The organism is Nocardioides marinisabuli, assembly GCF_013466785.1.
Lineage (GTDB): Bacteria > Actinomycetota > Actinomycetes > Propionibacteriales > Nocardioidaceae > Nocardioides > Nocardioides marinisabuli.
This window is the reverse complement of the sequence record NZ_CP059163.1, coordinates 1,186,007-1,205,310: the sequence shown is the minus strand read 5'-3', so window position 1 is coordinate 1,205,310 and position 19,304 is coordinate 1,186,007. Positions and strand designations below refer to the sequence as shown.

17 protein-coding genes and 2 pseudogenes are annotated in these 19,304 nt (G+C 74.5%); 14 read left to right on the top strand and 5 right to left on the bottom strand.

The window, feature by feature from the left end; all coding sequences use genetic code 11:
- The first annotated feature begins 214 nt into the window (after window positions 1–214).
- Window positions 215–1,207 carry a helix-turn-helix transcriptional regulator gene (locus H0S66_RS05840; RefSeq protein WP_179614552.1) on the top strand — a complete coding sequence of 331 codons (993 nt, stop codon included), beginning with the start codon at window positions 215–217 and terminating at the stop codon, window positions 1,205–1,207.
- Window positions 1,208–1,219: 12 nt separating this feature from the next.
- Here the strand turns inward: H0S66_RS05840 and H0S66_RS05835 are convergent, their stop codons facing one another.
- On the bottom strand, window positions 1,220–2,146 hold the full coding sequence (locus H0S66_RS05835; protein WP_179614551.1) for a diacylglycerol/lipid kinase family protein: 927 nt from the start codon (window positions 2,144–2,146) through the stop codon (window positions 1,220–1,222).
- 128 nt (window positions 2,147–2,274) lie between these two features.
- Here H0S66_RS05835 and H0S66_RS05830 point away from each other — a divergent pair, with 128 nt between their 5' ends.
- The 4 genes from H0S66_RS05830 (at window position 2,275) to H0S66_RS05815 (ending at window position 7,299) form a co-directional block, all read left to right on the top strand.
- Window positions 2,275–3,570: an adenylosuccinate synthase gene (locus tag H0S66_RS05830; RefSeq protein ID WP_258017113.1), complete on the top strand. Its 1,296-nt coding sequence runs from the start codon at window positions 2,275–2,277 to the stop codon at window positions 3,568–3,570.
- Between the two features lie 53 nt (window positions 3,571–3,623).
- Window positions 3,624–4,889 carry a phosphoribosylamine--glycine ligase gene (gene purD, locus H0S66_RS05825; RefSeq protein WP_179617205.1) on the top strand — a complete coding sequence of 422 codons (1,266 nt, stop codon included), beginning with the start codon at window positions 3,624–3,626 and terminating at the stop codon, window positions 4,887–4,889.
- Between the two features lie 175 nt (window positions 4,890–5,064).
- The gene (gene purB, locus H0S66_RS05820) at window positions 5,065–6,495 is read left to right on the top strand and encodes an adenylosuccinate lyase (protein WP_258017112.1); all 1,431 of its coding nucleotides are present in this window, start codon (window positions 5,065–5,067) and stop codon (window positions 6,493–6,495) included.
- A 108-nt stretch (window positions 6,496–6,603) separates the two neighbouring features.
- On the top strand, window positions 6,604–7,299 hold the full coding sequence (locus H0S66_RS05815) for a type 1 glutamine amidotransferase domain-containing protein (RefSeq protein ID WP_179614549.1): 696 nt from the start codon (window positions 6,604–6,606) through the stop codon (window positions 7,297–7,299).
- Window positions 7,300–7,343: 44 nt separating this feature from the next.
- Here the strand turns inward: H0S66_RS05815 and H0S66_RS05810 are convergent, their stop codons facing one another.
- Window positions 7,344–8,837, bottom strand: a complete 1,494-nt coding sequence (locus H0S66_RS05810) for an MFS transporter (RefSeq protein WP_179614548.1) — start codon at window positions 8,835–8,837, stop codon at window positions 7,344–7,346.
- A 121-nt stretch (window positions 8,838–8,958) separates the two neighbouring features.
- On the opposite strand from H0S66_RS05810, the gene H0S66_RS05805 reads away from it, so the two are divergent.
- From H0S66_RS05805 to H0S66_RS05775, 7 genes and pseudogenes are all read left to right on the top strand, one after another.
- Window positions 8,959–9,627, top strand: coding sequence for a CDP-alcohol phosphatidyltransferase family protein (locus H0S66_RS05805; protein ID WP_219633622.1), 669 nt, complete (start codon window positions 8,959–8,961; stop codon window positions 9,625–9,627).
- A complete protein-coding gene (locus tag H0S66_RS05800; RefSeq protein ID WP_179614546.1) occupies window positions 9,624–10,880 on the top strand; it encodes an ABC transporter substrate-binding protein in 1,257 nt (418 codons plus the stop codon). The genes H0S66_RS05805 and H0S66_RS05800 overlap by 4 nt, the downstream gene beginning before the upstream one ends.
- Window positions 10,877–11,737, top strand: a complete 861-nt coding sequence (locus H0S66_RS05795) for an ABC transporter permease (protein WP_179614545.1) — start codon at window positions 10,877–10,879, stop codon at window positions 11,735–11,737. The genes H0S66_RS05800 and H0S66_RS05795 overlap by 4 nt, the downstream gene beginning before the upstream one ends.
- Window positions 11,734–12,531: an ABC transporter permease gene (locus H0S66_RS05790; protein ID WP_218876234.1), complete on the top strand. Its 798-nt coding sequence runs from the start codon at window positions 11,734–11,736 to the stop codon at window positions 12,529–12,531. Before H0S66_RS05795 ends, H0S66_RS05790 begins: the two co-directional genes overlap by 4 nt.
- Window positions 12,524–12,988 (top strand): annotated as a pseudogene (locus tag H0S66_RS20970) (ABC transporter ATP-binding protein); the annotation flags it as partial. The gene H0S66_RS05790 and the pseudogene H0S66_RS20970, both read left to right, overlap by 8 nt.
- 317 nt (window positions 12,989–13,305) lie before the next feature.
- Window positions 13,306–13,548: pseudogene (locus H0S66_RS20965) on the top strand (hypothetical protein); the annotation flags it as partial.
- Between the two features lie 119 nt (window positions 13,549–13,667).
- Entirely contained in the window at window positions 13,668–14,342 is a 675-nt protein-coding gene (locus H0S66_RS05775; protein ID WP_179614544.1) for a TVP38/TMEM64 family protein, read from the top strand.
- Here H0S66_RS05775 and H0S66_RS05770 read toward each other — a convergent pair.
- From H0S66_RS05770 to H0S66_RS05760, 3 genes are read right to left on the bottom strand one after another with little or no spacing between them, the layout of a single operon-like run.
- The gene (locus tag H0S66_RS05770) at window positions 14,260–15,801 is read right to left on the bottom strand and encodes a dihydrolipoyl dehydrogenase family protein (protein ID WP_179614543.1); all 1,542 of its coding nucleotides are present in this window, start codon (window positions 15,799–15,801) and stop codon (window positions 14,260–14,262) included. The two genes, H0S66_RS05775 and H0S66_RS05770, sit on opposite strands and share 83 nt — an antisense overlap.
- On the bottom strand, window positions 15,798–16,073 hold the full coding sequence (locus tag H0S66_RS05765; protein ID WP_179614542.1) for an anti-sigma factor family protein: 276 nt from the start codon (window positions 16,071–16,073) through the stop codon (window positions 15,798–15,800). Before H0S66_RS05765 ends, H0S66_RS05770 begins: the two co-directional genes overlap by 4 nt.
- Entirely contained in the window at window positions 16,073–16,693 is a 621-nt protein-coding gene (locus H0S66_RS05760) for an RNA polymerase sigma factor (protein WP_246305113.1), read from the bottom strand. The genes H0S66_RS05765 and H0S66_RS05760 overlap by 1 nt, the downstream gene beginning before the upstream one ends.
- 62 nt (window positions 16,694–16,755) lie before the next feature.
- On the opposite strand from H0S66_RS05760, the gene H0S66_RS05755 reads away from it, so the two are divergent.
- Window positions 16,756–17,349 (top strand): antibiotic biosynthesis monooxygenase, encoded by a 594-nt coding sequence (locus H0S66_RS05755; protein ID WP_179614541.1) that lies wholly within the window; start codon window positions 16,756–16,758, stop codon window positions 17,347–17,349.
- Between the two features lie 156 nt (window positions 17,350–17,505).
- Window positions 17,506–19,161, top strand: coding sequence for a M28 family metallopeptidase (locus H0S66_RS05750; protein WP_179614540.1), 1,656 nt, complete (start codon window positions 17,506–17,508; stop codon window positions 19,159–19,161).
- Window positions 19,162–19,304 lie beyond the last annotated feature (143 nt).

Genomic DNA, 19,304 nt, shown 5'->3' with positions numbered 1-19,304 from the left:
GAGCGCCGAGGGGGTGCAGGACGCCGGAGCCGTCCCCTGTGGCAGCCCCGGCGCCCCTCCTGCGGTGGTCGGAGCAACGTCATCCCCCGATGTCGCGAGGCTCCAGACCCCGGCCGAGGACGGCGGGGCACCGCGGTACCCATCTTTGCCTGACCGGACCGTGCCAGTCGCGGCGTACCTGTCGCTGGCAGCAAGTTGCCACTACAGTGGAGCGATGGTCCGCTCGAGCTACCCCTCGGTGATCAGCGCGCTCGGCTTCTCCCGCAACGCCGACCGCGCCTACCACCGGGTGCTGCCGCAGTCCGGGCGCGAGCTGGTCTCGGTGGCGGCCTCGCTGCTGCAGACGCCCGAGGAGCTGCTGCGCGACCTGGCGCCGCTGCGCGAGCGCGGCATCGTCACAGTCGAGGACTCGCGGCTCTTCGTCAGCTCGCCGGCCGAGGTGATCGGCCAGATGGTGACCTCGGCGGCCGAGTCGGCCGCCGCCTCGCACGCCCGGCTCAACGCCGTGGCCGACGCGATCCCCTACCTCAGCGGCAGCAGCGCCCGGCCCGGCCCGGTCGACATCCTCGACGTGGAGCCGATCGACGGCGAGGTCACCTCGGGCGGGCAGCCCGTGGAGCTGCTGACGGCGCTGATCCGGGAGAGCCGGGGCGACCTGCTGTGGCTGCGCCCCGACCAGTTCCGCAAGCCCCGCGAGGACGCGATGGCCCATGTGGTGGGGGAGGCCATCCGCACCGGGCGCCAGTCGCGGGCGATCTACCCGGTCCGGGCGGTCAGCGAGGTGCCCGACACGCTGCGGCTGCGCGCCGAGGTGGGCGAGCAGATCCGGCTGCTGCCCGACCTGCCGACCCGGATGTTCATCATCGGCACCACCCACGTGATCCTGCCCGAGCCGCTGGGCTTCATGGACGAGCCGCGGACGCTGGTGCGCCAGCCGGGCTGGGTCGAGGCGATGATCCTGTGGTTCGAGTCGATGTGGGACCGCGCCGTGCCGCTCGACCTCGACGGTGCCCGCGACAACGGCCCCGACATGCGTGAGTTCCTGCTCGAGCAGCTGGCCTCGGGCGCCCAGGACGAGCAGATCGCGCGGCGGCTGGGGGTCAGCCTGCGCACCGTGCGCCGCCGGGTCGCCGAGCTGCTCGCCGAGCTGGGCGCCGACTCGAGGTTCCAGGCTGGCGTCGAGGCGGCCAGGCGGGGCTGGCTCTGAGCCCCTGACGGCTCAGGAGGAGCGGCGCCGGGGCAGCACCATCGTGTACGCCGCCGGCTCCAGGCGCCAGGTGCGTCGCCGCTCGGGGCCGTAGATCTCCCCGTCGGCCGCGCACCAGAACTCCTCGCCCGAGACCGAGACCTCGGTGCCGCGCAGCGAGATCACGTCGTCGCGCTCGGGGTGGCGCCCGCGCACCAGCCCGGCGACGTACCCGAAGCGGGCCACGGGGCCGACGGAGCGCGAGATCATCACGTCGAGGCGACGGTCCTCGGTGTCGGCGTCGGGCACCAGGTCGGTGCCGCCGCCCACGCTGGAGCCGTTGCCGACCGCCACCATCAGCACCGGCTGGTCGAACCCGACCACGCTGCGCCCGTCGACCTCGACGTGCAGGCGCACGTAGGGCGGCCGGAACGCCGCGAGCGCGGCGCCGACCGGGTACCCGAGCTTGCCGAGGTTGACCCCCTTGACGCCGACCGAGCCCAGGCGCTCCTTCCAGCGCGCGCCGCGCCGGCTGGCCTGCGCCCCGGCGCCGACGTGGACGCTGTTGACCACGACCTCGCCCACCTCGTCGACGACCAGGTCGACCGGGCGCGGCTCGCCCGAGAGCACCAGGCGTGCGGCCTCCTCGATGTCGAGGGGGATGTCGTTGCCGCGGGCGAAGTCGTTGCCGGTGCCCAGCGGGAGCAGCGCGAGCGTGCGCTCCGCGAGCTCGTTGCGCCGGTGCAGCGCCGAGACGACCGCGTGCAGGCTGCCGTCGCCGCCCGCGACGACGATGCGTCGCGAGCCCGCCCGGTGCAGGACGCCGTTGAGCTCGCCGGGGTTCGACGTGCCGGCCACCTCGACGGAGGTGCGGGCGCGCAGGACCGCCAGGCCCCGCTCGAGCGTCTCCTCGTCGGCGGTGCCCGCGTCGCTGTTCTTGATGACGAGCAGGGGTTCCATCGCCGGTGACCCTATCCGCCCGTCCCGACGACCGGCGGCGAAAGGGGAGGCCGGCGCCCGTTTTGGTAGCGTGACTGCGCAAGAGGCCCCGGTGCGCTTGTGCCGGGGTTCTTCGATTTCCACGGAGAGTGAGCGAGCAGATGCCCGCTATCGCCATCATCGGAGCCCAGTGGGGCGACGAGGGCAAGGGGAAGGCCACCGACCTCCTCGGTTCCAGCGTCGACTACGTCGTGAAGTTCAACGGCGGCAACAACGCCGGCCACACCGTGGTCATCGGGGACCAGAAGTACGCCCTGCACCTGCTGCCCAGCGGCATCCTGACCCCGGGCTGCACCCCCGTCATCGGCAACGGGGTGGTCGTCGACCTCAACGTGCTGTTCCAGGAGATCGAGGGCCTCGAGGCCCGCGGCGTCGACACCGGCAAGCTGGTCGTCAGCGCCAGCGCGCACGTGATCGCCGACTACAACCGCACGGTCGACAAGGTCACGGAACGCTTCCTCGGCTCGCGCCGCCTGGGCACCACCGGGCGCGGCATCGGCCCGACGTACGCCGACAAGATGAACCGCATCGGCATCCGGGTGCAGGACATCTTCGACGAGAAGATCCTGCGCCAGAAGATCGAGGGCGCCCTCGAGCTCAAGGGCCAGGTGCTCACCAAGATCTACAACCGCCGCGCCCCCTCGGTCGACGAGACCCTCGAGGAGCTGCTGCAGTACGCCGACCGGCTGCGCCCGATGGTCGCCGACACCGGCCTGCTGCTCAACCAGGCCCTCGACCGCGGCGAGACCGTGCTGCTCGAGGCCGGCCAGGCCACGCTGCTCGACGTCGACCACGGCACCTACCCCTTCGTGACCTCCTCGTCGGCCACCGCCGGCGGCGCCTGCACCGGCTCGGGCATCCCGCCGATGCGGATGGACCAGGTCATCGGCATCGTCAAGGCCTACACGACCCGCGTCGGCGAGGGCCCGTTCCCCACCGAGCTCTTCGACGACAACGGCGCCCACCTGGCCAGCGTCGGCGCCGAGTTCGGCACCACGACCGGTCGCCAGCGCCGCTGCGGCTGGTACGACGCCGTCATCGCCCGCTACGCCGCGCGGGTCAACGGCGTGACCGACTTCGTGCTCACCAAGCTCGACGTGCTCACCGGCCTCGAGACGATCCCGGTGTGCGTGGCCTACGACGTGGGCGGGGTCCGCCACGACGAGATGCCGGTCAACCAGACCGACTTCCACCACGCGCAGCCGATCTTCGAGGAGCTGCCCGGCTGGACCGAGGACATCAGCGGCGCGCGGAGCATGGACGACCTGCCCGCCAACGCCCAGGCCTACGTGCGCCGCGTCGAGGAGCTGTCGGGGGCGCGGATCTCCGCGGTCGGCGTCGGTCCGGACCGTGAGGCCACCGTGGTCGTCCACCCGCTGATCTGAGAGAGTCAGGGCCCGTGAGCACCGCCCCCTCCGCGACCGCGCCGACCGGCCCCCTGACCGTCCTCGTCATCGGCACCGGTGGCCGCGAGCACGCGCTGTCGCGGGCCCTGGCCCACGACGCCGGCGTCGCCGCGGTGCACTGCGCCCCCGGCAACCCGGGGGTCTCGGCGGTCGCCGAGCTCCACGACGTCGACCCGATGGACGGCACGGCGGTGGCCGACCTGGCCGAGCGCCTCGGCGCCGACCTGGTCGTGGTGGGCCCCGAGGCGCCCCTGGTCGCCGGGGTCGCCGACGTCGTGCGCGAGCGCGGCACCGCGGTCTTCGGCCCCTCGGCCGCCGCGGCGCAGCTCGAGGGCTCCAAGGCCTTCGCCAAGGACGTGATGGCCGCCGCCGGGGTGCCGACCGCCGCCGCCACCAGCTGCACCACCGCCGACGAGGTCGCCGCCGCGCTCGACGCCCACGGGGCGCCGTACGTCGTCAAGGACGACGGCCTGGCCGCCGGCAAGGGCGTCGTGGTGACCTCCGACCGCGACGAGGCGCTGGCCCACGCCGCCGGCTGCGAGCGGGTGCTCGTCGAGGAGTTCCTCGACGGCCCCGAGGTCTCGCTGTTCGCGATCTGCGGCTGGGACGAGGAGCAGGGCGCCGTGGTGCACCCGCTGCAGCCCGCCCAGGACTTCAAGCGCATCCGCGACGGCGACGAGGGCCCCAACACCGGCGGCATGGGCGCCTACACGCCGCTGCCCTGGGCGCCCGAGGGCCTCGTCGACGAGGTCCTGGCCACCGTGCTGCGCCCCACGGTCGAGGAGATGGCGCGCCGTGGCACCCCCTTCACCGGCCTGCTGTACGCCGGCCTGGCGCTGACCTCGCGCGGCGTGCGGGTCGTGGAGTTCAACGCCCGCTTCGGCGATCCCGAGACCCAGCCGCTGCTGGCGCTCCTCGACTCCCCGCTCTCCCCGCTGCTCCTCGGCTCCGCCACCGGCACCCTGGCCGACGTGCCCGCCCCGCAGTGGCGCTCCGGCGCGGCGGTGGGTGTGGTGATGGCCAGCGCCGGCTACCCCGAGTCCTCCTCGAAGGGTGACGTCATCAGCGGCCTCGAGGCCGCCGAGGCGCTGCCCGACGTGCACGTCATCCACGCCGGCACCGCGCTCGGCGGCGACGGCGAGGTCGTCACGGCCGGCGGCCGCGTGCTGGCCGTGGTCGGCACCGGTGACTCGCTCCCCGCCGCGCGCGCCGCGGCGTACGACGGGGTCGGGGCGATCTCCTTCGCCGGCGCCCAGCACCGCACCGACATCGCGCTGAAGGCCGCCGAGCAGGGCTGACCCCGCCCTCGCCCGCCCTGCGTCGGGTCGTGGCCTGGGTCGTGGTCCGGGTCGTGGGTCCTGGTCGCGCCCTGGCGCGTCCTCGGGCACACGACCCGAGCCACAACCCAGGCCACGACCCGGACCACGACCCGCGAGTGGGAGGCGGCGCGGCGCATCGGTGAGAATGGGGTCCGTGACCGTCCCGAACGTCCTCGCCACCCGCTACGCCGCCGCCGACCTGGCCCAGATCTGGTCGCCCGAGCACAAGATCGTGCTCGAGCGCGAGCTGTGGGTGGCGGTGCTCAAGGCCCAGCGCGACCTCGGCATCTCGGTGCCCGAGGGGGTCGTCGAGGCGTACGAGCGGGTGGTCGCGCAGGGTGCCGACGCGGTCGACCTGGCCTCGATCGCCGCCCGCGAGAGGATCACCCGCCACGACGTGAAGGCCCGCATCGAGGAGTTCTCGGCGCTGGCGGGGCACGAGCACATTCACAAGGGCATGACCAGCCGCGACCTGACCGAGAACGTCGAGCAGCTGCAGGTCAAGCAGTCCCTCGAGCTGCTGCGCGACCGGGCCGTGGCCACGCTGACCCGCCTGGGCCGCCTGGCCGCCGAGCACGAGACCACCGTGATGGCCGGCCGCTCCCACAACGTCGCCGCGCAGGCGACCACCCTGGGCAAGCGCTTCGCCAGCGTCGCCGACGAGATGCTGGTCAGCCTCGAGCGGGTCGAGGACCTGCTGGGGCGCTACCCGCTGCGCGGCATCAAGGGCCCGATGGGCACCGCCCAGGACATGCTCGACCTGCTCGACGGCGACGAGGACAAGCTGGTCGACCTCGAGCAGCGCGTCGCCGCCCACCTCGGCTTCGAGCGGGTGCTGACCAGCGTGGGCCAGGTCTACCCGCGCAGCCTCGACTTCGACGTGCTCTCGGCGCTCGTCCAGCTCACCGCCGGCCCCTCGAACCTGGCCACCACGATCCGGCTGATGGCCGGCAACGAGATCGTCACCGAGGGGTTCAAGGAGGGCCAGGTCGGCTCCTCGGCGATGCCGCACAAGATGAACACCCGCTCCTGCGAGCGGGTCAACGGGCTGGCCGTCGTCACCCGCGGCTACCTCTCGATGGTCGGCGAGCTCGCCGGCGACCAGTGGAACGAGGGCGACGTCTCCTGCTCGGTGGTGCGCCGCGTCGCGCTGCCCGACGCGTTCTTCGCCGTCGACGGCCTCTTCCAGACCTTCCTGACCGTGCTCGACGAGTTCGGCGCATTCCCCGCGGTGATCCAGCGCGAGCTCGACCGCTACCTGCCGTTCCTGGCCACCACCAAGGTGCTGATGGCCGCGGTGCGCAACGGCGTGGGCCGCGAGAGCGCCCACGAGGCCATCAAGGAGGCGGCGGTCGGCACGGCGCTGTCGATGCGCCAGGGCCAGGCCGAGAACGACGTCTTCGCCAAGCTCGCCGCCGACGAGCGGCTCGGGCTCACCGAGACGCAGCTCGAGAGCCTGGTCGCAGAGCCGATCGCCTTCACCGGCGCCGCGGTCGCCCAGACCCAGGCCGTCGTACGCCGCGTGGCGGCGCTCGCCGAGCAGCACCCCGTCGCGGCGGCGTACGCACCCGGCGCGATCCTGTAGGTCGCCCACGCAGGCTTTGCCCGGCCTCACCCCTGAGGTCGGAACACGCGCGTCGGGGCACCTGTTGTGACGGGGTACGCAACTTCAGCTGATCGAAGGAGCAACCCCATGAGCAAGATCCTCTTCGTCGTCACCGGCGCCCGCCACTGGACCCTCAAGGACGGCACCGAGCACCCCACCGGCTACTGGGCCGAGGAGCTCGTCGCGCCCTTCCAGGTCTTCACCGGCGCCGGCCACCAGGTCGTCGTCGCCACCCCCGGTGGCGTGCAGCCCGTGGTCGACGAGGGCAGCCTCGCCGCGGAGGCCAACGGCGGGCAGGAGAACGCCGACGCGCTGCGCAAGGCCATCGACGAGATCGAGCAGCTGCGCTCGCCCGAGTCGCTCGACCTGGTCGACCCCACCGCCTACGACGCGGTGTTCTACCCGGGCGGCCACGGCCCGATGGAGGACCTCTCCGGCGACGCCGACTCCGCCCGCCTGCTGGTGCAGACCCTCGAGTCGGGCAAGCCGCTGGGCATCGTGTGCCACGCGCCCGCCGCGCTGCTCGCGACCGAGGGCGAGGACGGCTCGCCCTTCTCCGGCTACAAGCTGACCGGCTTCACCAACGCCGAGGAGACCCAGGCCGGGCTGGCCGAGGGTGCGCCGTGGCTGCTGCAGGACCGGCTCGTCGCCCTGGGGGCCGACTTCCAGGAGGCCGACCCGTGGTCCGAGAACGTCGTGGTCGACCGCTCGCTGTTCACCGGCCAGAACCCCGCCTCGTCGGGGCCGCTGGCGAAGCGGATGCTCGAGTCGATCGGCTCCTGAGGGCCTGACGACGCAGTGACCGACCGGCGCGCCGGTCGCGGGGCTCAGGCCTCGCGGCCGGCGCGTTCGTCGCGCAGGGCCACGACCGCCGCGACCAGCGCCAGCGACACCAGCGCCGCCGAGGTCAGGAAGGCCGTGCGCAGCCCCGCGTCGGGGCCCCACATCCCCAGGGCCACCGTGTAGGCGGTGACGCCGAGGGCCGAGCCCACGGCCGAGCCGATGCGCTGACCGGTCTGCAGTGCGCCGCCGGCGGCGCCGCCCATCCGCGGCGGCACCCGGTCGAGGGTGAGGGTGAAGTTCGGCGAAATCACTGCGCCGCCACCCAGGCCGCCCACGAAGAGCAGCGGCGGCAGCAGCGCCCACAGGGCGCCCCCGTCGCGCCCGGGCACCAGCACCGCCATCACGAGCACCGCCGCGACGACGGTCACCAGCGCGGCGACGCTGAGCTGGCGACCCACCGTCGTCACCACCCGCCCCGCCAGCGGAGCCGAGATCGCCGAGCCGAGGGCGAAGCCGGTGAGCAGCAGCCCGGCCGTCAGCGGCGCGAGCCCCATCTCGGTCTGCAGGTGGATCGAGAGCACGAGCACCAGGCCGGTGAACCCGGTGAAGTAGAGGGTGCCGACCGCGATGCCGTTGGCGAAGCCGGGCGTGCGCCGCAGCAGGGTGACGTCGAGCAGCGGCGCGCCGCCCCGGCGTACGACGCGGTGCTCCCAGCGCACGAACAACGCGCCCACCACGGGCGCGAGCGGCAGCAGGAGCAGCCACAGGTAGTTGCCGCTCTCGGCCCGGACCACCGGGTAGAGCAGCAGGAGGACCGCGGCACCCAGCAGTGCCGAGCCCAGCGGGTCGAGCCGCGGACGGGTCTCGCCGGCCCCGCGCGCAGGGGTGTGCGGCACCAGCCGCAGCACCGCCACCAGCGCTGCCAGCCCGATCGGCACGTTGACCAGGAAGATCCAGCGCCAGCCGTCCTCCTCGCCGAAGAGCGAGATGATCAGCCCGCCCAGCACCGGGCCGAGGGCCGCGGAGACCGAGACCGTCAGGCCGAAGATCCCGAAGGCGCGCCCTCGCTCGCGGCCCGAGAAGAGCTCCTGGATCAGCCCCGAGTTCTGCGGGGTCAGCAGGCCTGCGGCCGCGCCCTGCAGCAGCCGGGCCAGGATCACCAGCTCGACGCCGGGCGCGAGGCCGACGGCCGCGCTGGTGAGCACGAAGAGGCCCAGCCCGACGAGCAGCAGCCGCCGGCGCCCGTAGGCGTCACCGAGCCGGCCACCGGTCACGAGCACCAGCCCGAAGCTCAGCGCGTAGCCGGAGACCACCCACTGCACGGTGCCGGTCGAGGTGTCGAGGCCCTCCTGGATCGAGGGGATCGCCACGTTGACGATGGTCACGTCGAGCAGCGCCATGAAGCCGACCACCAGCGAGACCGCGAAGATCCGCCAGCGCCGCGGGTCGGGCTCGTCCCCGCCGTCGCCGCCGGACCAGGGTGCGAGGGCGTCGCTGCGCCCCGTGGTGGCGCGCGGGACGTCCTGCTGCTCGACCATGCCCCCAGCCTGACGCACCACCCCAGACCCGCGCGGGTGTGCTGGGCGCGGGATGATCCTGGGGGTCCCACCGGGTTCCCGGTCCAGGACGCCCCCGATCCCGGACCCAGGAGGAGCCACCGTGCTCGACGCACCCGCGCGCCGCGCCCTCGGTCCGGGCCTCGACGCGGCCGCGGCCGGCCTCGACCGGCTGGGCGTGCGTCCGCTGGCCGTCACCGGTCTCGGCTGGCTGGTGGGCCTCGCCGCGTGCGTCGCCGTGGCCACCTCGCACTGGTCGACGGCGCTGGTCCTGTGGTTGGCCAACCGGCTCCTCGACGGCCTCGACGGCCCCCTCGCTCGCCGCCGCGGCGCCACCGACCTGGGCGGCTACCTCGACCTGCTCGCCGACTTCAGCGTGTACGGCGGATTCGTGCTCGCGGTCGGGGTCGCCGTGCCCGAGGCGCGGCTGGCCTGCCTGGTGCTGCTGCTGACCTACTACGTGTCGGGGACCGCCTTCCTGACCCTCGCGCCGCTGCTGGAGAAGCGCGGCGCCCGCGGCGACGGCCGCTCCGTGCTCTTCGTCGGTGGCCTGGCCGAGGGCACCGAGACCGTGCTGGCCTACGCCGTGCTGTGCCTGCTGCCCGGCCACGCCGAGACCGTGCTGTGGGTCTTCGCCGCGATGGTCGCCCTGACCGCCCTCCAGCGCATCGCCCTGGGTGTGCGGAGCCTGGGTGAGCGGAGCCCGGGCATCCAGGACCGGCGGCCGCTCCGAACCACCCCCGAGACCCGCCCTGCCGAGGAGACCCCGTGACCCGCCCCGCCCGCGCCGCCGCCCTGACGGCGACGCTCGCCGCCACCGCCCTGCTCGCCTCCGCGTGCGGCGGCGGGCCGGAGGAGGCCGTCGCCGTGGACACCTCCGACTGGGACGCCGTCCTCGCCCAGGCCGAGGGCCAGAGCGTCGACTGGTACATGTACGGCGGCGACCAGCGGCTCAACGACTTCGTCAACGGCGAGGTGGCCGACCGGCTGGCCGCGCTGGGCATCACGCTCAACCAGGTCAAGATCACCGACACCGCTGAGGCGGTCAACAAGGTGCTCGGCGAGCAGCAGGCCGGGCGCACCTCGGGCGGGTCGGTCGACGCGATCTGGGTCAACGGCGAGAACTTCGCCACCGGTGTGCAGGCCGACCTGTGGGCCTGCGGCTGGACCGCCGACCTGCCCAACGCCCGGTACGTCGACCTCGACGACCCGGCGGTGGCCACCGACTTCGGGGTGCCGGTCGAGGGCTGCGAGGCGGCCTGGCAGCAGGCCAGCTCGGCGCTGGTCTACGACAGCGCGGTGCTCGACGAGGCCGACGTCGAGTCGGTCGAGTCGCTGCTGGCCTGGACCGCCCGGGAGCCGGGGCGCTTCACCCACCCCGCCCCGCCCGACTTCACCGGCTCGATGGCGGTGCGCACCTTCCTCTACGACACCCTCGGCGCCGAGACGGTCACCGCCGCGGCCGAGGACGGCGGGCTCGACGACGCCGTCTACGAGCAGGCCCGCGACGAGACCTTCGACCGCCTCGTGGCGGCCTCCGACGGCTTCTGGCGCGGCGGCGAGACCTACCCGGTCAGCCAGGAGGAGGTCGAGAAGCTCTACGCCGACGGCGAGATCAGCGCCTTCCTGACCTACGGCCCCGGGGCGGTGAGCAGCCTGGTGGCCGACGGCGTCTTCCCCGGGAGCACCCGCGAGACCGTGCTGTCGGTCGGCAACATCTCCAACGTCTCCTTCGTCGGCGTGCCCGCCAACGCGGAGGACCGGGCGGGGGCGATGGTGCTCGCCGACGTGCTGCAGGACCCCGAGGTCCAGCTGGGGCTCTACGAGGCCACCGGCATCTTCCCGGTCGTCGACCTCGACACCCTCGACCCCGCCCTGGCCGAGCGCTTCGCCGCGGTCGACGCGGGCCCCTCGGTGCTGACCCCCGCCGAGCTCACCGCCGACGCCCTGCCCGAGCTCGACAGCGCGACCCTCGCCCGCATCGAGGACGACTGGAGGGCACAGGTCCTGCGGGGCGAGGAGTGAGCCCGCGCCTGCGCATCGCCCTGCTCCTGGCCCCGGCCCTGCTGGTCGTCGGCGTCTTCGTCGTGGGCGGGGTGCTCCAGGCCGTGCTCCAGAGCCTCGGGTACGCACCGGTCGTGGGGGAGTCGCGGTGGACGCTCGACGCCTACCGCCGCGTGGTCGCCGACCCCGCGGTGCGCGCCTCCCTGCTGCTCACCGCCCGGGTCTCGCTGATCTCGACCGCGGCCGCCGCCGTCCTCGGCACCGCGCTCGCCCTGCTGGTGCGCCGGCTGGGAGGACGCCGCCGGCTCGCCGCGCTGTTCCACGGCACCCTGGCGGTGCCGCACCTGGTGGGGGCGCTGGCCATCGGCCTGCTGCTCTCGCCCTCCGGCCTGCTCTCGCGGGCGGCGTACCGCCTCGGGCTGGTCGACTCGGTGCAGGACGTGCCCGCGCTGACCCAGGACGCCTTCGGCTGGGGGATCATCGCGGAGTACACCTGGAAGGAGACGCCCTTCGTCGCGGTCGTGGCGCTCGCGGCGCTGAGCCGCCGCGTCGGCGACCTCGAGGACGTCGCCGCGACCCTGGGCGCCTCGCGCTGGCAGCGGCTGCGCGAGGTGACGCTGCCGGTGCTCGCCCCGCCGGTGGCGGCCGCCTCGGTGCTGGTGCTGGCCTTCGTCACCGCCTCCTACGAGGTGCCGCGGCTGCTGGGTCGCCCCTACCCGGCGACGCTGTCGGTGGAGGCCTTCCAGCGCTACCGCGACATCGACCTGACCTCGCGGCCCGAGGCGATGGCGCTCGCGGTGCTGATCGCGCTGCTGACCACCGTCGCGGCGCTGGTCTACCTGCGCCTCGTCGGCGGGCTCACGAGGCGGTCGCTGTGACCCGCAGCCCGTGGCGCGGCGCAGCCGTGGCCGTCGTCGCGGTCGTCACCCTGCTGCCGATGCTGCCCGTGGTGCTGTGGGCGGTGGCCGGCGCGTGGCGCTACCCCGACCTGCTGCCGCCCGAGCTGAGCCTGCGCGGCCTGCGGCTGCTCGGCAGCGAGGGCGTCGTGGGTGCGCTGGGCACCTCGGTGCTGGTCTCCACCAGCGTCGCGGCGCTCGCCTGCCTGGTCGGCCTGCCCGCGGGCCGGGCCCTGGGCCTGCACCGCTTCCGGGGCCGCCGTCTGGTGCAGTTCCTGCTGCTGGCGCCGATCATCGTGCCGCCGCTGGCGGTCACCCTGGGCCTGCAGGTCTTCTTCGTGCGCTACGGCCTCTCCGACACCGTCGCCGGCGTGGTGCTGGTCCAGCTCGTGCCGACCGTGCCGTACGCCGCCAGCCTGCTCGCCGCCGCGCACGCCGACCTCGACACCGACCACGAGAAGGCCGCCCGGGTGCTCGGTGCCGGCCCGGTGGCGACCCTGCTCCACGTGAGCCTGCCGCTGCTGCGCCCGGCGCTGGTGACCGCCTTCCTGCTGACCTTCCTCATCTCCTGGAGCGAGTACGTGCTGACCCTCCTCGTCGGCGGCGGCCGGGTCACGACCCTGCCGCTGCTGCTCTTCTCGGCCATCGAGTCCTCCGACCGCACCGCCGCCGCGGCCCTCGGGCTGCTCGTCGTGGCGCCCCCGGTGCTGCTCGTGCTGGCGCTGACCCGGGTGGCCGGGCGCGACGTCGCGTGGATGGGGGTCTCCCGTGCGTGAGCCCCGACCGCGTCCCGGCGACGCCTCCGCCCCCGCGGCCCGGGTGGTCGCCCGCGACCTGGTGGTCCGCTTCGGCGAGACCGTCGCCGTCGACCACCTCGACCTCGACCTCGAGCCCGGCAGCTTCACCGCCCTGCTGGGCCCCTCGGGCTGCGGCAAGAGCACCACGCTGGGGGTGCTCGCGGGGCTGCAGCGCCCCGACTCCGGGAGTGTGAGCATCGACGGCGTCGAGGTGCTCGGCAGCCCGCCCGAGCGCCGCCCGGTCGGGCTGGTGCTGCAGAAGCCGCTGCTCTTCCCGCACCTCGACGTCGCCCGCAACGTGGGGTTCGGGCTGCGGATGGCCGGCGCCTTGAGGTCCCACGAACGGGCCGAGGTCGCCGACATGCTGCGCCGGGTCCGTCTCGACGACCTCGGGACCCGTCGGCCCCACGAGCTCTCGGGCGGGCAGGAGCAGCGCGTCTCGCTGGCCCGCGCCCTGCTGCGCCGCCCCCGCGTGCTGCTGCTCGACGAGCCCTTCAGCCAGCTCGACCCCGAGCTGCGCGCCGACATGCGCACCCTCGTGCGCCGGCTGCACGACGAGCTCGGGGTGACCACCCTCTTCGTGACCCACGACCGCGACGAGGCCGTGGACGTCGCCGACCGGGTGCTGGTCCTCGACCGCGGCCGGGTCGTCGGGGGCGGCACCCCCGAGGAGGTCTACACCCGGCCCGCGACCCTGGCGACGGCGCGCTACTTCGGCCCGGTCAACGAGCTCGCCGGCGAGGTCGCCGACGGCTGCTTCACCAGCCCCGACGGCACGCTGCGGGTGCCGACCGGCGCCCCCGCCGGGTCGGCGGTGCTCGTCGTGCGGGCCCGAGGCGCTGCTCCTGGCGGACCGGCCCCGGGTCCGCCCGGGCCGCCCGGGCCGGTGTCGTCGACGCGGCCGTCAAGGAGGTCCGCTTCGCCGGGACCCACGTCGTCGTCGAGGTCGCCCTGGCCGACGGCACGCCGCTGCGCGCCCACCTGCCGGTGGGCTCCGCGGTCGTGCCGGGCGAGCCCGCGCGCCTGGTGCTGCCCCCCGACCGCTGCCACGTGCTGCCCCGGCAGCCCTCGCTGCCCCAGCAGCCCCAGCAGGCCCAGCAGGACGGAGGAGAGCGATGAACCGCGCGACCGTCGTCAAGGCCGGGGTGCTGCTGGCCCTCGTCGCGCTCGCCGTCGGGCTCCAGCTGAGCGTCGGCCTGCCCAGCCAGGCCGAGCTGCGCTCGACCCTCGACGGGCTCGGCGCGTGGGCGGTGCCCGCCTTCGTGGCGGCCTACGCCGCCGTCAGCCTGCTGCCGGCCGGCCCGACCGCGGTGATGACGGTGCTCGGCGGGCTGCTGCTGGGCTTCGGCACCGGGCTGGCCGCCGTGCTCGCCGCGGCGGTGCTGGGGGCCGTCGCCGCCTTCTTCGTCAGCCGGCTCCTGGGCCGCGACGCTGTGCGCAGCCTCACCGGCCAGCGCTTCGCCAGCCTCGACGACCGGGTGCGCGACAACGGCTTCGCGACGGTGCTGCTGGCCCGGCTGATCCCGCTGGTGCCGTTCAGCACGGCCAACTACGCCTTCGGACTGACCTCGGTGAGCACCCGCTCGTACGCCGGCGCCACGGCGCTGGGCATCGTGCCGGGCTCGGCGGTCTACGTGGCGGTCGGCGCGTTCGGCACCGACCCCGGCTCGCCGCCGTTCCTGCTGGCGATCGCGGCGCTGGTGCTGCTCACCGTGCTGGGGGTGTGGCGGCAGCGGCGGACGCGCGGTGCTGCACCCAGCGACGCCGACCGCGCGCCAGGACCCGGGTGACGGTCGCCGGCACCGGCTTCGCCAGCTCCTCGCGGGTCCGCGAGAGCGCGGCCTTGGAGACCCCGTCGCTCCACGCCGGGTAGGGGTGGATGGTGCCCGCGACGGTGCGCAGGCTGACGCCGGCCTGGGCGGCCAGCGTGAGCTCGGCCAGCACCTCACCGGCGCGGGGCCCCACGACGCGGGCGCCCACCAGCCGGCCCCGGCCGTCGAGCACCACCGCGACCTCGCCGTCGGTGTCGTCCTCGGCGACCGCCCGGTCGACCTCGCCGGCGTCGACGCGGTGCACCGTGTGGGACGGGTCGTCGCTCTCGGTGCCGACCCCGAAGGAGGCCACCTCGGGCTGGGTGTAGGTCACCCGCGGGACCGTGTCGAGCCGGACCTTGCGGCGCAGGCCCAGCACGGCGTTGGAGGCCGCGAGGCTGCCGTGCATGCCGGCCACGTGGGTGAAGGCGGGGTGGCCGGTCAGGTCGCCGGCCGCCCAGATGCGCGGGTTGGTGGTGCGCAGCGCGCCGTCGACGACGACGTGGCCGCGCTCCGTCAGCTCGACGCCGGCGGCCGCCAGGTCCAGGTCGCGGGTGCCGGGCGCGCGGCCGACGGCGACCAGGACCCGGTCGGCCTGCAGGCGGGTGCCGTCGGAGAGGTGCGCGGTGACCCCGCCCGGCACGCCCTCGACGCGCTCGAGGGAGACGTCCTCGTGCAGCTCGACACCGTCGGCGCGCAGCGAGGCGCGCACCAGGGCGGCGGCGTGGGCGTCCTCGGGGCCGAGGATCCGAGGGCCGGCCTCGACGATGTCGACCCGGCTGCCGAGGCGGGCGAAGGCCTGGCCGAGCTCGCAGCCGATCGGACCGCCGCCCAGGACCAGCAGGCGCCCCGGCAGCTCGGTGAGGTCCCAGACGTCGTCGGAGGTCAGCGGGTCGGAGTCGGCCAGCCCGGGGATGCCCGGCACGCTCGGTGAGGAGCCGGTGGCCAGCAGCGCCTGGGCGAACCGCACCGGCTCGCCGTCCACGACCGCGCTCTGCGGCCCCGTCATCACCACGCTGCCGTGGGCCACGGCGACCCCGGCCCCGCGCAGCCGCTCGGGGGAGTCGACCGGCTCGATGCGCTCGATCGTCGCGTGCACGTGGCGCATCACCTCCGCGAAGTCGACCCGCACGTCGCCGACGTGCACGCCCAGGCGCGGCGCCTGCCGGGCTGCGGCGGCGGCGTGCGCAGCGGCGAGCAGCGCCTTGCTCGGCACGCAGCCGGTCCACAGGCAGTCGCCGCCGGTGCGGTGCCGCTCGACGAGCAGGGTGCGGGCACCGAACCCGGCCGCGGTGTGGGCGGCCACCAGCCCGGCGGTGCCGCCGCCGACGACCAGCAGGTCCCAGGGTGCGCCGTCGGGGGTGGTGAGCGGGTCGGAGCGGCGGGCCGCTGCCTCGGGGCTGCCGGGGCTGCCGGGGGTCCGGGTGGTCGCGGTCATCGGCTGTCTCCGTGGGTCAGGTCGCGGACGAGGTCGTGGGCCCGGCGCAGGGACGCCGGGGGAGGGGTGTGCCCGGCGCCGAGGCGGTCGAGCGCGGCGTGCACCCGCCGGCGCTCGGCGGCCGAGGAGGCGCAGCGCCCGCACACGGCGAGGTGGCGCTCGAGGCGCTCGCGCTCGGCCCGGCCCAGCGGTGCGGCGGGCTGCTGCTCGACGTAGCGGTCGAGGACGCGGCCCGACCACCAGCACTCCAGCATCGATCGTGGTCCTTGCATCAGGCACCTCCTGCGGGGCGACGGTGGGCCAGGGCGGCGCGCAGGCGGGAGCGGCCCCGGCTGACCCTCGAGACGACCGTGCCGACGGGCACGTCGAGGGCCGCGGCGGCCTCCTCGTAGGTGAGGTGGTCGACGTCGACGAGCAGCACCGCCCGGCGGAACTGCTCGCCGAGGCCGGCCAGGGCGGCGGCCACGTCGGCGTCGAAGCCCTGCTCGTCGACGATCTGCTCGGGCGAGGCGGCCCGGGCGCTGCCGAAGGCCGGGCGCCGGGTGGTCAGGACGTCGTCGCCGACCAGGTCGGGCCGGGTGCGGCGCAGGCTGTTGAGGTGGGTGCGCCGCAGGATGGTCAGCAGCCAGGCGCGGGGGTGGCGGCCGTCGAAGCGGTCGGCTGCGCGCCACGCCCGCACCAGCGTGTCCTGCACGACGTCGTCGGCGTCGCTCCAGGAGCCGGTCAGCGTGTGGGCCACCCGCAGCAGCACCTCGACCTCGGGCTCGACCCACCGGGCGAACGCCTCGGCCCGGGCGGCGGCCGGGTCCCCGGTCGTCGGGTGGGTGGCGGCGGGGGTCATGTCCTCGGAACCCGCCGGGCCCTGTTGTTCCTTCCCGTCGCTGGGGGTCATCGGCCCATCCTGTCGCACCGCCCGGTTTGGCGCCCCGGGGGCCGGCCGGGAGGATCCGGGGCATGAGTGCCCCCGTCACCGTCTCGATCACCCGGCACCTCGACCCCGGCCGGGAGGCCGAGATGGTCAGCTGGCTCCAGGCCGGCACCGCGCTGGCGCAGCGCTTCCCCGGCTTCCTGGGCGCCGGGTGGGTGCGGCCCGAGGCCGACTCCGAGACCTGGCACATGCTCTACCGCTTCGCCGACGCCGAGGCGCTGGCGCGCTGGGAGGACTCCCACGAGCGCGAGTGGTGGCGCCACGCGGCGGTCGGGCTGGGCGTGCGCGAGTCCCGCGTCGAGCGGCGTACGGGCATCGAGGGGTGGTTCGACGAGCCCACCAGCCGCGACGTGCGCGACCTGCGGCTCAACCCGCCGCCCCCGCCGCGCTGGAAGCAGGCGGTGACGATCTTCCTGGTCTTCTACCCGCTCAGCGTGCTGGTCAACTGGCTGGCCGGCTCCTACGTCGCCGACCTGGCCCTGCCGGTGCGGATCCTGCTGACCGTGCTCGTGATGACCCCGGTGATGACGTACGCCGCGCTGCCCTGGATCACCCGCAGGATGCAGTGGTTCCTCCAGGGCCAGCCGCCGCCGTGGCGGCGCACCAGCGCCGGGCACTGACCGATCGGTCGGGAATCTTCGGCGCGCCTCTTGTGGGCTGGGTCACACGCTGCCTAGGGTGACGCGCACATGACATGCCCGCCCCTGGACGACCGGGGGAGCGGGCGGACTTTCTCGGAGGAACTCGTGCGTCTCAGTTCACTGTCCCGTGCCGCCGTGCCGGCACTCGCCGTCACCACGGCCGCAGCACTCGTCGCCGGCGGCGTCGGCTTCACCGCCAACGCCGACGACACCACCACCATCCAGGCCGCCGAGCGCGGCAAGCCCAAGGACAAGGGCTTCGACCTCCCCAAGCAGCTGACCAAGCGGGTCAAGGCCGAGGGCATCGACGTGCACCTCGACAAGCTCCAGGCGATCGCCGACAAGTTCGACGGCAACCGTGCCTCGGGCACCCCCGGCTACAACGCCAGCGTGCGCTACATCGTGCGGACCCTCGAGCGGGTCGGCTACGAGCCCGAGGTGCAGGAGTTCGAGTTCCCCTACTTCGTCGAGAACGCGCCGGCCACGCTCGCGCAGACCGCCCCGGACGCGACGACGTACGACTCGCCCGAGGACTTCTCGATCATGACCTACTCCGGCTCGGGCGAGGCCAGCGGAGCGGTGGCCCCCGTCGACACGACGGCCACCCCCGGTGCGGGCACCAGCGGCTGCGGGGCCACGGACTTCACCGACTTCCCCGCGGGCTCGATCGCGCTGATCCAGCGCGGCGGGTGCACCTTCGGCACCAAGGCCACGAACGCGCAGGACGCCGGTGCCACCGGCGTCATCATCTTCAACTCCGGTGCGGAGGGCGCCACCGACTCCTTCGCCGGCACCCTGGGCCAGCCCGGCTACACCATCCCCGTCGTGGGCACCTCCTTCGCCGTCGGCCAGGACCTCTACGACCCGGCCGGCACCGAGGTCACCCTGACCACCGACACGACGTCTGAGATCCGCACGACCTACAACGTCCTGGCCGAGACCCGCGGCGGCGACAAGGACAACGTCGTGATGGCCGGCTCGCACCTCGACTCGGTGCCCGAGGGCCCCGGCATCAACGACAACGGCTCGGGCTCCGGCGCGATCCTGGAGACCGCGGTCAAGCTGGCCAAGTTCGACGCCAAGGAGAAGAAGAAGGGCAAGAAGGCCAAGGGCAACGGCGGCAAGGGCCGCCTGACCAACCAGGTGCGCTTCGCCTGGTGGGGTGCCGAGGAGCTCGGCCTGCTCGGCTCCGAGTACTACATCGACCAGCTGGTGGAGGCCGGGGAGACCGACGAGATCGCGCTCTACCTGAACTTCGACATGGTCGGCTCGCCCAACTACGTGCGCTTCGTCTACGACGGCGACAACTCCGAGGGTGGCGGCGCGGTCGGCCCCGCCGGCTCCGACGACATCGAGGCGATGTTCAACGAGTACTTCGACAGCGTCGACCTGCCCTCCGAGGCGACCCCGTTCAGCGGCCGCTCCGACTACGGCCCGTTCATCGCCGAGGGCGTCGACATCCCGTCCGGTGGCCTGTTCACCGGCGCCGAGGGCGTCAAGACCGAGGAGCAGGCCGCGATCTACGGCGGCACCGCCGGCGAGGCCTACGACCCCTGCTACCACCAGGAGTGCGACGACCGCGACAACGTGAGCAGCGACGCGATCGCGGAGATGTCCGGCGCGATCGCCCACGCCGTGGCGACGTACGCCGTCAGCACCGAGGGCCTCGGCGAGGGCTCGCCCGCCCCCGAGCCGCGTCCCAGCGGCTCGGAGCGCAAGGCGGCCCAGGAGGCGGCCCGCAACGCCGAGCTGCACCCGGCGCACGACCACCGCGACGACCTGCGTCGCTGACACCCAGCACCACCCAGCACCACCCAGCAGCACCCAGCAGCACCAGCAGCACCGGCGGGGCCGGTCCGGAGGAGCGATCCTCCGGGCCGGCCCCGTCGCCGTTCCTGGGGCGGCCCTAGGCTGGGCGAGTGAGCGCCGACCTC